The sequence below is a fragment of the Lysobacter sp. Root916 genome, assembly GCF_001429785.1.
In the GTDB taxonomy this organism is placed as follows: domain Bacteria; phylum Pseudomonadota; class Gammaproteobacteria; order Xanthomonadales; family Xanthomonadaceae; genus Lysobacter.
On the sequence record NZ_LMJF01000018.1, the window covers coordinates 59106 to 73608 of the forward strand.

The following is a 14503-nucleotide window of genomic DNA, read 5'->3' on the forward strand; positions in this document are numbered from 1 at the left end:
CCGGCCGATCGGCGGGCTCAGACCTTGCGACCGCGCAGCAGCGAGATGATGGCCAGGATCACGAAGACGACGAACAGGATCCAGGCGATGTTGGTGGCGGCGCCGGCGATGCCGCTGAAGCCCAGGACCGCGGCGACGATGGCGATGATGAAGAAGATGACGGCGTAACTGAGCATGGAGATCTCCTGAGGAGGCCCTGCATCAGGCAGGACCGAGGGTGTGCCCCGATCCTGCTGAGTCGCCGGTGCTCAGGCGGTGACGACGCCGGTTTACGTGCAGGCGGCCTTCAGCCGGGTGAGGCCCTCGTGAAAGCTGACCCGCGGTACGTAGCCGAAATCGCGGGTCGCCGGCGCCATGTCGTACCAGTGCGAGGTCGCCAGCTGTTCGGCCAGGAAGCGCGTCATCGGCGGCTCGCCCTTCAGCGGCAGCGCATGCCACAGGCCTTCGCAGACCGCGCCGATCGCATAGGCGGCGCCGAACGGCAGGGTCTTGTCGACCTGCGGCGCGCCGACCGCGGCGAGCAGCCCGTTGAGGGTCTCGCGCATGGTCTTGGGCTCGCCGTTGCTGATGAAGTAGGCGCGGCCCGCGCAGGCCGCGCCCGGCGCCAGATGATCGAAGGCGTCGAAATGCGCCTGCGCGGCGTTGTCGATGTAGGTGGTGTCGACCTTGTTGTAGCCGTCGCCGACGAAGCGCAGACGGCCGGCCCTGGCGCGCGCGACCAGACGCGGCAACAACTGGTTGTCGCCCACGCCCCAGATCAGGCGCGGGCGCAGCGCCACGGTCGCCAGCGTGGGCGCGTTCGCGGCCAGCACCGCTTTCTCGGCGATGGTCTTGGTGGTCGCGTACGGGGCCTTGAAACCCTCGCCATAGGGCACGTCGTCGGCGGTGCCGCCTTCGACCGGATGGGTCGCGCGGTGGGTGACGCTGGGCGTGGAGGTATAGACCAGGCGCCCGATCGCATGCGTGCGGCAAGCGGCGAGCACGTGCTCGGTACCGACCACGTTGGCCTGGTGATAGCTGTCGTAGCTGCCCCAGGCGCCGGCCTTGGCGGCGTTGTGGAACACCGCCTCGCAACCGCGCGCGGCCGCGATCACCGCCTCGCGATCGGCCAAATCGCCCTGGATCTGGATCACGCCCAGCGCGTCCAGGGCCGGATAGTGGCCGCGGTTGTAACTGACGACCTCATAGCCGCGCTCGACCAGGCCGCGGCACAGGGCCTGGCCGAGAAAACCGCCGCCGCCGGTGACCAGTACCCTCATCTCCACGCTCCCTCTTTGGCGGCCCAGATCGCGAGCTTCTCGCGACCGATCTTGGCGTTGTGGCGGATGTCGACCGGAAAGCGCGGATGGCGCAGGAAATCGGCGATATCCGCGGTATGCGCATGCGCCGCGCCGATCGCGCGCAGCGCGCGCTCGATCGCGGGCCAGTCGCGCGCGAGCACGCCCTCGGCCAGCTCCACGCACAGCACCGGCCGTTGCGCGCCGGCGGCGCCTACGCCGACCAGGGCGGTGCGCCGTACCTGCGGGTGGGCGTTGAACACCGGCTCGACCTGTTCGGTGTACAGCGGGCCCCGTGCGGTTTCGACGCGATGGGTCTTGCGGCCGCAGAACCACAAGCGGCCCCGGTCGTCGAAGTAGCCCAGATCGCCCATGCGATGGACCACGCGTTCGCGGCCGTCGTCCAGGGTTTCGCGGATCTTGGCGATGCGGGTCGCGGCTTCGCGATTGAAATAGCTGTCGGTGGCGGTCGGGCCGGCCACGGTGATCTCGCCCACTTCGCCGGCCGCGAGCACGCGCGCGTCCGACCACTGCGCGATCGGCGCGTCGTCGATGGCGATGATGCGGATCTCGTTGGGCGCCACCGCATGGCCGACGCAGGTGCCGGCGCCGGCCTCGGTGGCCGCGCGCGTGGACTGCAGTTCGCGGCCTTCGATCACCGCCACCGGCAGGCACTCGGTGGCGCCGTAGGGCGTCCACAGCTGGGCGTCCTCGGGCAGCAGCGCGCGCAACGCCGCGACCGTATCGGGCGGCACCGGCGCGCCAGCCGAGGTCACGCGCTTGAGGCCGGTCAGCGGCGCGCCGTGCTTGACCAGCACCGCCATCAGCGCGGGCGAACCGAACAGCTGGTCGACGCCGTAGCGCGCGATCGCATCGTGCAGCTTGCGCGGATCGGCCTGCGCGGGCCGGGTCGGGTCCATGTCGGGAATGATCGAGGTCAGGCCCAGCGCCGGATCGAACAACGCGAACGGCGGGAAGGTCGGCAGGTCGACGCCGCCGGGCACGATGCCGAAGGCCTGGCCCATCATTTCGATCTGGGCGACGAAATGGCGGTGGCGGTAGACCACGCCCTTGGGCACGCCGGTGGAGCCGCTGGTGAACAGGATCGCGGCGACGTCGTCGGGGCGCGTGTCGGCGAGCTGGCAGCCCGCGCCGGCGCCATCGCGCTCGACTTCGGCCAGGGTCGCATCGGCGAGCCAGGCGCGGCGACCGGTGGTGATGCGGATGCGCGCGGTCCTGGCCCAACGCAGGACCACCCGCGCGACATGCGCGAGCGGAATGCCGATGAAGGCCTCCGGCAGCGCTTCGTCCAGGCATTGGCGCAGCGCGCGCTTGTCGATGCCCGGGTCCACCAGCACCGGCACCGCGCCGGCCTTGAACAGGGCGAACATCAGCAGGAAAAACTCCGGCGAGGGCCGCACCATGATCACGGTGCGGGTGCCGCGCACGATGCCGCGCTTGGCCAGTCCGGCCGCGATCGCGTCGCTGCGCGCATCGAGTTCGGCGTAGGTCAGGACCTGGTCGTAACGCGGCAGGCCGTTGGCGTCGCGCGTGCCGGGGCAGCGCATCGCCACGCGCTCGGGCGCCTCGGCGGCGCGGCGCGGCAGGGAGGCGGCGATGTTGCAGGGCGCGACGGGCGCGCGCGCGGCGGTGTCCGCCGCGGAGGGTTCGTTGCTCATGCGTGGATTGTAGGGGGTCCGGGCGGATCCGAGCCGCCGTATCGCCCCCACACAAGGCGAGCGCAGCGCACGCCGCCGACGCAATCAGCCGATCGGATGGCCGTCGAGGAAGGCGCGGATCTCCGGCACCAGCACGGCGGCCTTGTCTTCCAGCACGTAGTGGCCGGCGTCCTCGAAAGCGTGCACCTGCGCCTGCGGCAGCGCGTCGGTGAAGCCCTTGAGGAAATGGTGATCGAACACGAAATCGCGCAGGCCCCAGCCGATGAAGGCCGGGCGGTCGGCGTACTCGGGCAGCTCGCGACCCATGGCCTGCACCAGCGGCCAGGCGGCGTCTCCCTCGGCCAGCGGAATGTCCTGCACGAAGCGCGAGGTCGCGATGCGATTGGCCCAGGAGTCGTACGGCGCCAGATAGGCGCGGCGCACCGCGCGCGGCATCGGCGAAACCACGCCCACGCGCGCGGCGCTGCCGGCGAAGGCGTTGAGGCCGCGGATCAGGCCGGTGCCGATCGCCGAGTCGCGGCCCAGGCGCAGGCGCTTGGGCAAGGGCTTGGCCGACGGCAACGGAAAGGCGCCGGTGTTGGTGATCACCAGGCGCTTGATCTGATCGGAATGCTTCAGGCCCCAACCGAAACCGATGCCGCCACCCCAGTCGTGCACCGCCAGGGTGATCGGGCCGTCGATGCGCAGGTACTGCAGCAGGCGTTCGACGTCGTCGATGCGCGACTGCAGGGTGTAGGTGTAGCGGTCGTCGCGCGGCTTATCGGACAAACCCATGCCGACATGGTCGGGCACGATGCAGCGGTAGCGATCGCGCAGGCCCAGCACCAGCTTGCGCCAGTAATAGCTCCACGAGGGGTTGCCGTGCAGCATCACCACGACCTCGCCGTCCTTGGGCCCCTGGTCGAGGTAGCTCATCGCGATGCCCGGACGGACCTCGAAACGTTGCGGCTGGAACGGGTAGTCGGGGAGATCGCGGATCGACGTCATCGGTGGCTCGTGCGGCGCCCACGCGGGAGCGCGGGCCGGGCGGACAGGGGCGCCATTATCGGTCGCATTGCGGCGGCGCGGGGGGTTTCGGGCGCGAAAAGACCCGATTCGCCTTGCCCTGGGGCAGGAGCGGCGTAAGCCGCGACCCGGCGCCAGCAGCCAAGGCGGTCGCGGCTTACGCCGCCCCTATCCCGAAGCGGAGCTCAGTAGCCCTGCGCGAACTTGCCCCACAGGGCCTCGAAGCGGCCGGCGAAGCTGCGCACCAGCGCGGGGTCGTCGGTCACCACCAGGTTCTCTTCGTTGCCGGTGCTGGCGCTGCGGGTCCAGTTGAAGCTGCCGTTGGCGAGCGTGCGGCCGTCGAACACGGCGAACTTGTGGTGCATGTGGAAGGGGCTGTCGTCGATCCGCACGTTCACGCCCTGCTCGCGCAGGCGGGCGATGTCGCTGCCGTCGTCGTAGCGCTTGTCGTTGTCGGTGAGCAAGCGCACCGTCACCCCGCGCCGGTGGCAATCCAGGATCGCCTCGGTGATGCGGTCGTCGGAGATGGTGTAGACGCAGATGTCCAGGCTGCGGCGCGCGCCGATGCACATCGCGCGCAGCTTGCGCAGGCAGTCGTCGCCGGGGGTGAAATGGGCGCTGGACTCGATGCTGGGCGCGGCCCCGACCACGTCCAGGGTGCGCACCACCTGTTCCAGCCAGCGCAGCGCGTCCAGCGATTCGGCCGGACGCTCCACGATCAGTTCGCGCGCCATGTCGAAGGCGCGGTTGCGCAGGTAACGCACGCGTTCGGGGTCCAGGCGCGCGCCCAGTTCGCGCAGCTCGAATTTCTCGTCGTTGTCGAGACGGCGGTCGGCTGCGCTTTCGCGCAGGGCGCGGTCCAACTCGCTGTAGTCGACGGTCCCCATCAGCGCGGCGTGCGCTCGTTGAGGCGGTCGGCGAAGTCGGCCAGCGCGCGCTGCAGCTGCAACTGCTGCTCGGTCGCATGCTGGACGTGCGCCGTCGCGACCGCGCCGCGCTCGCCCATGTGCTGGATCGCTTCGACCAGACGCGCCTGCCACTGCGCCTGTTGCTCGGCGCCATCGCCGAGGCGGCCGATCAGCGGCCCCAGCGCGGCCTCGAGCGCGGCGCGCAAGCCGTCCAGCAGCGCCTGCGGATCGGGCTCGGCGGCCGGTGCCGGCGCGGGCGGACGATTCGCGGCGCGCTCCAGCAGGGCCACGATCTGCGGCCAAGGTGCCTCCACCGGCTCGGGTTTCGGCGCCTCGGCCGCCGGCGCCGGCGTGTCCAGCGCGCGCACCCCCTCGACCAGATCGGCCAGCTGCGCGACCACGCGCCCGCCGACGTCGGCGTCGGAGGCGCCCATGGCCTTGTTGCGCAGGAAGTCGCGCTTGATCTGCGCCCAGCGCTCGGCCTGGGCCGCGTCCAGGGTGCCGCGCAACTCGCCCAGCTTGAGCAGGTTCTCCTCGGCGCCCGCGGTCAGCAGCTGCGCCTCGCCCAGGTAGTGATCGGCGATCAGTTGCTGCAGCTCGGCCTCGTTCATCACCGGCGAGATCTTCTCGGCCAGCTTGTTCATGTTGCGATAGCTGCCCTGCAACTTGAACGGCGGTTCGACCCGGTACTGCGCGGCCTGCGCTGCGCTGGCGATGTACTGCTGATTGACCCGGTAGACCACGTCGCGCACCTGCATCAAACGCTGCAGGGTGGCGACGATCTCGTTGATCTCGGCGCCGCCGTAGGCGTGGCTGAGTTCGTTGGCCGAGAACGCGCGGCCGGCGGCCTTGTCGACGAAACGGTACAGGTCGGCCAGCTCGCGCGTGGCCAGCGGCGCCAGCACCGGGTTCGAGGTCAGGCTGTTCTCGAGGTAGCTGAGCTTGAATGCGTCCTCCATGCCGCCGAGCACGTCGCCCAGGTTGTAGATGTCGGCGCGGTTGGCCAGCATGTCCGGAATCTTGAACACTTCGCCGGACTCGGTGTACGGGTTGCCGGCCATGACCACGCAGAACTTCTTGCCGCGCAGGTCGTAGGTGCGGGTGCGGCCCTTCCACACGCCTTCGATGCGGCGCGTGCCGTCGCACAGCGAGATGAATTTCTGCAGGAACTCGGGATGGGTGTGCTGGATGTCGTCGACATACAGCATCACGTTGTTGCCCATCTCCAAGGCCAGGTTGAGTTTCTCCAGCTCCTGGCGCGAGGTCGCATCCGGCGCGCGCGCCGGATCCAGCGAACGCACTTCGTGGCCCAGCGCGGGGCCGTTGATCTTCATGAAGATCAGGCCCAGGCGGTGCGCCACGTATTCCATCAGCGTGGTTTTGCCGTAGCCGGGCGGCGAGATCATCATCAGCAGACCCATCAGGTCGCTGCGCTTGCCCTCGCCGACCGTGCCCATCTGCTTGGCCAGGTTGTCGCCGATCACGCCCAGGTAGACGTCGTTGATGAGCTTGTTGCGCACGAACGAACTCAGCGGGCGCGCCTTGAACTCGGATAGCCGCAGCGCCTCGCGCTCGCGCGCGACCGTTTCCTGGCGCAGGGCCTGGTAGCGGCGCACGCCCGGCAGGAAGCGCTCGCGGTGCGCGCGCAGGCGGGCGTGGAAGTCGTCCACGCCCAGGTCCAGGCGCTGCGCCTGGACGCGCGGGTGTTCGCCGAGCAGGCCTTCGATCGACGCGCGCAGCTCGACTTCGCTGACCCGGTGCGGCACGCGCTCGTCCAGCAGCAGCAAGGCCACCGCTTCGCGCGCGTAGCCGGCCAGGGCCGCGTGCGCGGGCTCGCGGCACAGCGCGTCGAACCAGTTCGCCGCCAGCGTCCAGCGCGCGGGCAGGCGATCGCCGAGGCGGCGCAGGGTCTGCACGAAGCCGTCCCACATGCGCGCGGCGGTCAGGCGCTCCTGCAGGGTCTTGAGCAGGGCCTGGGCGTATTTGCTGAAGGCGAACTGGACGTGCTCGGCCGACAGCTCGGTCACCAGATAGTCGGCGGCGTGCGCGCACGAGGCCGGATCCAGATCCAGCGGTTGCGTCTGCAGGAAGGCGCGCATCGCCGCCTCGACTTCGGCGCGCAGGGCCAGCAGACCGGCGTCGCTGCCGAACAGGCGCTGGATGTCGCGGGCGGTGCGCGCGCGCTCCGGCCATTGCGCGGCGTCCTCGCCGGTCATGACCTGGCTCCAGAACACGCTGGCGAACGCGCGCGCATCGGCGCTGTACGCCAAGGTGCCGGCGCTGTCGGCCAACGGGATCAGCGCCTGCAGGATCAGGCTGGCGTCGTGATCGTGGATGCCCTTCTCGTAGCCCTCGCGATACCGCGGCGCGGCGAAGTCGCGCACGCTGCGGGCCAGGGCCTCCGGCTGCGCCAGCTGCTGGCGCAACGCGTCCATGCTCAAGCCTTCGCCGTTGGCGGCGGCGACTTCCAGCACCAAGCCAGCCAGATACTCGGCGCGGTACAGCGTGGGCGATTCGGAATCCAGCACGACCTGCCAGTACTCGCGCAGGGCGTCGAAGGCCTCGTCGCGCAGCGGCTCCAGGAAGTCGGTGCCGGTCAGGTGCAGGGCCAGCCCGTCCTCGCGCGGCAGCAGGGTCAGGTCCAGCTCCTGGGTGTTGACGCTGAAGCGGTGGCGCGGGCCGAGCTTGATGACTTCGCCGCCGGCCTCGAACAGGTCGCTGCGGTCGCGCAGCGCGCGCACCGCCTGATCGCGCGCGCCCTTCAGGCGGGCTTCGACGTCGTCGGCCTTGACGCTGTCCTTGAGCGTGCGCAGGCGCTCGGCCAGTTCGCGCAGCTTGAGGATCAGCGGATCGCCGGCGAAGAAGGCATTGAGTTCGTCGGCGTTTTCGAAGCGCGCGGTGCGCCGGCCCAGGCCTTCAAGGATGCGGGTGGCCGCATCCAGCACCGACTGCGCCTTGCGCTGGCGGTCGTCCAGCAGCGCCTGCTTGTGGGTCTCGAAGGTCTCGAGCAGCTCCTCGCGCTTGCTGAGGATGTCGTTGAGGAAGTTCTCGTGCTCGCCGAACTGGCTCTCCAGTTCCTCCAGCTGCACCATCAGGCGCGACAGCTGCTCGTCGCACTTTTCCGGATCGCGCGCCAGCGCGAGCGCGCTGGCCACGCCCTGGCCGAACAGGGTGAACTGGGCGCCGAACTGGGCCACGGTCTCGGCCGAACCCAGGCCCTTGCGGCGCAGATCGGCGCGCGCCTTGGCCTGGTTGAGGCGGGCGTAGATGCCGGAGATGGCCTCGACGATGCGGGTGCGCTGAGTCGCGTCGTCCACGCGCAGCGTCGCCATCAGCTGCGACAGCATGTCCAGGTCGCCGGACATGGCCTGCATCTGCTTCAGCGGCACCTCCAGCTGGGCCACGCTGGTCGCCTGCTGGGCCTGCGCGTCCAGCGTCTGCAGGCGCTCGGCGTAGGGCAGCAGGGCCTTGTCGCCGGACAGGAAGGCGCCGGTGGCCGCGGCCACGCGCTCCTGCGCGGCCAGCAATTCGGTCTCCATCGCGTCGATCGCGGCGACGTCGATATAGCGGTATTCGCGGATGGTCAGCAGGTGCCCGCGCTGGGCGGCGATGCCGTTGAGCGCGTCGACGTGCTGCTGCACGGTGTCCCAGCCGTCGGGCAGCAGCGAATCCAGCAATGCCTTGTGGCGGCTCTGGCCCTCGCGCATCGCACGCTCGGACTGGCTGCGGATGCCCTCGACCTTTTCGTACTCGTCGATCACCGACTCGCTGGTCGCGGCGATCTCGCGCAACACCGAGGCGGCGTCGCCGCCCTTGGGGTCGCCCAGCCAGTGGTGGATGTCGAACAGGCGGTGGGTGGCCTGGCTGAGCTGGCTGTAGCGCTGCACCGAGACTTCGGTGGCGTCGATCTCGCGGCACAGGCTGAGCAGGTCGGAGATGCCGCGCACCAGCTCGGCGTTGCCGATCCGGCCCATGAAGCTGTTGCCCGCGGGCTGGCGCGCGGCGTGTTCGTCGCTGGAGAACGGGGTCCGCCAGACCTGCATCGGATGGACCCGGGTCGGCTCCTCGGTCTCTGCGGTGAACACCACCATGCGCCCGTCTTCGTAGCGGGCGTGGCCGTGCGCGTACACCGGCGTCTGCAGCCGGCGTTCGATCATGTTGTAGGTGAACAAGGCCGAGCGGCCGGCCTGCGGCTCGTAAAAGACGTACAGCACGTCCTCGCCGTTGGGCGAACGGATCGCGCGCTGGAAGCGCATGCCGTCCATGGCCGAGTCGAAGGTCTTGTACTCGCCGTTTTGCAGGTAGTAGCCGCCCGGGAACACGATGCCGTGGTCCTCGGGCAGCTGCACGCAGGCCAGCCCGATCGCATCGATGCGCTGGACCTTGCGGGTCAGGGTGTTGAACACCAGATGCCGCCACTGCTCCTCGCGGTACGGCAGCACGCGCAGCAGGATCAGGCTGCCGACGCGCGCGAACTCGACCTGGGCGTCGTCCAGCGACTGGGTGCGGTCGGCGACCGGCTCGCGGTAGATGCCCAGGCCGTCCTGGGTGTTGTTCTCGATCTTGACCGTGAGGTCACCGCCGACGGTTTCGACGAACACGCTGTCGAGGATGTTCAGATGCGGGTGGCGGCCCTCGACCGCCATCTCGCGGGTGGCGCGGGTCCATTCGAAGTCGAACGGCGCCGGCAGCGCGATGTCGCGCTCGCCGCGGTTGTCGATATAGCGCACTTGGCCGTCGGCCTCGACCGACCAGCGGAACACGCGCACGTCGTCCAGGCGCTCGCCGATCTGGAACGCGGCCAGCAGCTTGCCGTCGCGCGCCTCCAGCTGCAGCAGACGGGTGTTCTTGTAGTAGGCGTAGAGCTCGCGGAAATCCTGCGGGAAGCTGCCGGCGGCCAGGAAGCTGCCGGCCAGGTCCACCGCCTCGACGTCGTAGCCCTCGGCGGTCTCGACCAGCCGATGCAGCGAGAACACGTCCTCGACGCGGGTTTCCTTCTTCAGGCCGATGAAGACGTTGTAGCCGAACAGCAGGCAGTCGCCGACCTGGACGATGTCGCGCGCGACGCAGTTGTTCTCGGTGCGGATGCGCATCCGCCCGGCCACGTCCATCCGGCTGCTGCCGAACTCGGTCAGGCGCTGGGCGTTGAGCGCATCGGCGATCGCGCGCAGACGCGCGCCTTGTTCGCCCAGGCGCTTGCGCAGCACCTCGTAGGCGCCGCCCTGGGCGACCGCCTGGTCGAGAATGGCTTCGGCGGCCGATGCGTCCGGCGCCTGCGGCTTGGTTTCCGACATCTTCGCTTCCTTTTGGCGGGAGTCGGGAATGGGAAATCGGGAATCGCTCGAGCCGTCGCGATCCAGCGCCGGCTCAGCTCCGATACCCATTCCTATTCCCTATTACCGATTCCCAATTCCCGGCTTGCCGCGTCAGGACGCCAGCGAAGCGCCGTCGCCGGACTTGCCAGGCTTGTCGCCCTGCAGCGACAGCAGCTTCTGCAGCACGTCCTGCACGATCGGGCTCTTGCCGGCCACGCCTTCGATCGCCTTGCCCACCGACAGCGCCTTGGCGAAGGAATTGAAGAACTCGCCTTCGCCGCCGACGATGTCGATGTTGGCCTTGCTGAGCGCGGCGGCCAGCACGTCGGCCTGCTCCTTGGCGACTTCCTTGTTGGCCTCGATCGACGCGATCGCCTGCTCGAAGCTCTTCTCCAGCTGCATGCGGAACTCTTCGTGAGCGCGCGCGGTGTCGCTGAGCGCATCCAGGGCGCCGAACTTCTGCGCCAGGCCCTCGGCCTCGGACTTGAACTTCTGCAGCAGCACTTCGGCTTCCGACAGGCCCAGGTCCTTGGTCGCCTTGGCCTTGGCCGCGCCCAGCTGTTCGTCGCCACGGGCCTGCGCGAACAGGTTCTCTTCCAGCACCTTGGCGTCGGCCAGGCCCTGCTTCTGCTTGGCGTCGGCATGCGCTTCGATCACGCGCGCCTCGGCCAGGCCTTCCTTCTCGATCGCACTGGCGGTGACTTCGCGCACGCGCGCGTCGGCCAGGCCGGGTGCGGCGCGCTCGGCCTCGATGCCCTCGGCCATGCGCTTCTTGGCCTCGGACTGCTTGCCGGCCGCGTCCAGCTCGGCCTGCGCCAGCGTGGTGATCTCCACCGCCTTGTGCTTGGACGCGGCCTCGTCGGCCTCGGCCTGCTTGACCAGCCGCACCAGCTCTTCTTCGGCCACGGCCTGGGCATTCAGCACGGTGACCTGCTTGGCGCGATCGGCTTCGGACACGGCGCGCACTTCCTTGATGCGTTCCTCTTCCTGGGCCACGGTCTTCTCGACCGCGATACGCTCGCGGATCACGTTGGCGATGTCCTTGCGCTGCTCTTCCAGCGCCTTTTCCTTGTCGATCTTCTGCAGTTCGACTTCGCGCTCGCGCGAGACGATTTCCAGATCCTTGGCGCGGGTGACCTTTTCGACCTCGATCACGACCGCGCGCTGGCGGTTCTGCTGCGCGACTTCGACTTCGCGCATGCGGTTCTCTTCGCGGATGTCCAGCTGCTCCTGCACGCCGATGCGCGCCTGCTCGGCCTTGAGCCGCTCTTCCTCGCGCACCTTGGCGGTCTCGGCTTCCTCGCGCGCCTTGATGGTCTCGATCTCGCGCTTCTGGCGCGCCTCGGCGTCGGCCTGCTGGCGTTCCAGCGCCAGCATCGCCTCGCGGGTCTCGACGTTCTTCTTGGTGATCGCCAGTTGCTCGTTGCGCTCGAGCTCGTTGGTGATTACGTTCTGGGTGGCGGTCAGCTCGGTGATCTTGCGGATGCCTTCGGCGTCGAGGATGTTGTTCGGGTCCAGCGAGTCCTTGGGCGTCTGCTCCAGATAGTCGATCGCCACGTCCTCCAGCAGGTAGCCGTTGAGGTCGTTGCCGATGGTCTCCAGCACGCGGTCGCGGAAGTCCTGGCGGTTCTCGAACAGGTCGGTGAACTCGAACTTCTTGCCCACCGTCTTCAGCGCCTCGGAGAACTTGGCGTTGAACAGCTCGTTGACCGCGCCGCGGTCGGAGGCGCGCTCGGTGCCCACGGCCTTGGCGACCTTGAGCACGTCCTGCTGGGTCTCGTTGACGCGCAGGTAGAAGGCCACGGTGATGTCCGCGCGCATGTTGTCCTTGCAGATCAGGCCGTCCTTGCCGCGGCGGTCGACCTCCAGGGTGATCAAGGAGATCTGCATCAGCTCCTTCTTGTAGATCACCGGGTAGACCAGCGCACCGGTGAAATGCACCTTCGGGGTCGCCGACAGGTCGTTCACGATCAAGGCCGTGCCCTGCGGCACCTTGATGTAGAAGGCTTTGAACAGGCCAAAGAAGCCGAAGATCGCGACCATGACCGCGCCCGCGATCATCAGCCCCGGCAGGATGATTTCAAGACTCATTTCAGATTCCCCTTTGACCCAATCAATTCGATAACGGATGACGACCGAGCGCGCGGCGGAGGGCCGACGCGGCTGCTACGGCCCGTTGAACTCGTCTTCGCCGATCACGCGGTAGGCGTTCTGCTCGGCGAAGTATTCGATCAGCACCACGCGGTCGCCGCGCTTGAAGCGATCGGCAACGTCGTCGCGCACTTGCAGGATCAGGCCGGCACCGCCGTCCTCGACGCTGGCGCTGCCCATGCTCGCGGTCACCGTGGGGCTGCGCACGATCGCCAGCTGCCCCAGCAACGGACGCGCCGGCAACGGCTTGAGCTGGGCGAAGAAGCGCCGCAACGGGCGCAACGCAATGCCGCTCAGAAACACCGAGGCGATCAGAGCGCCGGCCATGGTCGCCACGCCCAGCACGGTATGCATCCAGTTCCCGGGCAGATGGCGCAGCACCAGGTACTCGGCGAAATAGGTCAGGAACCAGCTGAAGAACACCAGCGCGGTGAACACCACGGTCAGCGGAATGCCGCCCAGGCCCAGACGCATCAGGGGACCGGTGGCGCCGCTGAGCCCGCCGCCATCGCCGCCCGCGCCCTCGGCCCCTTCGGCGCCAATGCCGAACACGCCATCGAGGATGTCCAGGTCGATCAGGCCGGTGGCGGCGATCAGCCAGTACAGCACCACCATCATCATCAGCAGGCTGAAGATGACGGTCGGGAACGACCATACGATCTGCAGGAACACGAACACACCCTTCTCCCCGTTTGTGCCACCACCCCGCGCGCGTCGCCCCGACGCGCGCTGCGCCTACCTTACCCGGCCGGCGCCAGCGCGCGCGGGCGGTATCAACCCGCGCTCTTCTGCTTCAACCGCTCCAGCACCGAATCCGCGCTGGAAGCATCGGCGATGATGCCGGCCTCGCGCAGCTTGGTGTCCAGCGCGTCCTGGCCCTCATCCTTGGCCAATTCGGCCGCCGCGTCCATGCGCGCGCCGCGCTCGGCCTGCTTGAGCTTGATCCGCTCCAGCGATTCCACCGCGGTCTGCATACGGCTCTGCGAGCCGGCGTAGCGGTGGGCGACGGTGGCCTGGGCGCGCTGCACGCTTTCCGTGGCCTTGACCGTGTCCAGCTGCTGCTTGAGGCGGCGGATGTTGCCCTCGGCTTGCAGGATCGCCTTGCGCAGGTCGACGATGCTGACCGCGAACTGCCGCACCTGATGCTCGTCGGCGTCGCGGCTGCCTTCGAGCAGGGCGATCTTGGCCGCGACCTCGCGCGCCAGCGATTCGTCGCCGGCTTCCAATGCCTTCATCGCGTAGGCCTCGTATTCGGCGACCTTGTCGCGCGAGCTGGCCAGACGGTCCTCGGCCAGCTTGTGCTTGGCCATGATCTCGGCCAGCGCTTCCTTGGAACGACGCAGCTCCAGGTCGGAGTCGCGGATTTCCTGGTCGAGGATGCGCAGCGCCTGCCCGTCGACCAGCGACTCGCCGACTTCGTTGGCGCCGCCGCGCAGGGCGGTCAACAGCTTGCTCCAGATGTTCATCGTCTCGTCTCCTGGCCCGGCCGCGTCACGCGGCCTGACGCAGTTGGGGTTCGTAGGCTTCGGTGGCCTTGATCACGTTGTCGGCCAGGGTCTCGATCTCGAACAGCACGTTCGACAGCGAGGAACCGGCGCTGAGCGCACCGAACATGATGTAGACCCGCTCGCCGTCGGCCAGGGTCTCGATGCCGACCGTGGACAGCGGGAACATCTTGTGGGTGCGCAGGACTTCGTCGTTGAAGGCCGCCGAGTCGCGCACCTGCGCCACCGGCCACAGCAAGGCCTCGACCACGATCTGTTCGCCGACCACGGCCATGAACAGCGGCAGGTCGCCGTATTCGGACATCGTCACGTGCAAGCCCGGCTCGGCGCCGTCGATCAGTTCGATCTGGGACTCGCCATTGCGGAACTCTTCGGTCGCCGACAGGGCCTCGTACAGGGCCGTCGCCGTCCAGGTCTTCGATTCGCTCATTCCACTCTCCTTATCGGGTCGTGCCGGCGACGGGCCCATCGTCCCGCGCGGCTGACGCATGCGCTTTTCGACCGCCATCAGTTCGTCGCCGAACTCCGGCAGGATCCACACCTCCTTCTTGACCAGCCCCTTCTGCCGCAGGCGTTCGCGGTGCAGGCGCTGGTAGTAGGCGGAGGATTTGCGTTCCATGGAGCGCACGTTATCGCATCACATGTAACGACTTCAAGTGCTCA

General features: G+C 68.7%; 10 protein-coding genes. All 10 read right to left on the minus strand.

The annotated features are described in order from the left end of the window. Window positions 1-17 precede the first annotated feature (17 nt). Window positions 18-176: a DUF1328 domain-containing protein gene (locus tag ASE35_RS20870; protein WP_082576384.1), complete on the minus strand. Its 159-nt coding sequence runs from the start codon at window positions 174-176 to the stop codon at window positions 18-20. A 93-nt stretch (window positions 177-269) separates the two neighbouring features. Continuing rightward, on the minus strand, window positions 270-1259 hold the full coding sequence (oleD, locus tag ASE35_RS20385; protein ID WP_057164945.1) for a 2-alkyl-3-oxoalkanoate reductase: 990 nt from the start codon (window positions 1257-1259) through the stop codon (window positions 270-272). Continuing rightward, window positions 1256-2956: an olefin beta-lactone synthetase gene (gene oleC / locus ASE35_RS20390; RefSeq protein WP_057164946.1), complete on the minus strand. Its 1701-nt coding sequence runs from the start codon at window positions 2954-2956 to the stop codon at window positions 1256-1258. The genes oleD and oleC overlap by 4 nt, the downstream gene beginning before the upstream one ends. An 84-nt stretch (window positions 2957-3040) precedes the next feature. Beyond that, window positions 3041-3934: an alpha/beta fold hydrolase gene (locus tag ASE35_RS20395; RefSeq protein WP_200957057.1), complete on the minus strand. Its 894-nt coding sequence runs from the start codon at window positions 3932-3934 to the stop codon at window positions 3041-3043. Window positions 3935-4146: 212 nt separating this feature from the next. Then, window positions 4147-4848, minus strand: coding sequence for a phospholipase D-like domain-containing protein (locus ASE35_RS20400; protein ID WP_056176977.1), 702 nt, complete (start codon window positions 4846-4848; stop codon window positions 4147-4149). After that, on the minus strand, window positions 4848-10163 hold the full coding sequence (locus ASE35_RS20405; protein WP_082611402.1) for a DNA repair ATPase: 5316 nt from the start codon (window positions 10161-10163) through the stop codon (window positions 4848-4850). The genes ASE35_RS20400 and ASE35_RS20405 overlap by 1 nt, the downstream gene beginning before the upstream one ends. Window positions 10164-10295: 132 nt before the next feature. Then, window positions 10296-12275 (minus strand): flotillin family protein, encoded by a 1980-nt coding sequence (locus tag ASE35_RS20410; RefSeq protein WP_056176981.1) that lies wholly within the window; start codon window positions 12273-12275, stop codon window positions 10296-10298. 75 nt (window positions 12276-12350) lie between these two features. Next, window positions 12351-13013: a hypothetical protein gene (locus tag ASE35_RS20415; protein WP_057164948.1), complete on the minus strand. Its 663-nt coding sequence runs from the start codon at window positions 13011-13013 to the stop codon at window positions 12351-12353. Between the two features lie 95 nt (window positions 13014-13108). Beyond that, complete coding sequence (locus ASE35_RS20420) at window positions 13109-13801, minus strand: PspA/IM30 family protein (protein WP_057164949.1); 693 nt, start codon at window positions 13799-13801, stop codon at window positions 13109-13111. A gap of 25 nt (window positions 13802-13826) precedes the next feature. Continuing rightward, on the minus strand, window positions 13827-14459 hold the full coding sequence (locus tag ASE35_RS20425) for a YjfI family protein (protein WP_056176991.1): 633 nt from the start codon (window positions 14457-14459) through the stop codon (window positions 13827-13829). Between the last annotated feature and the right edge of the window lie 44 nt (window positions 14460-14503).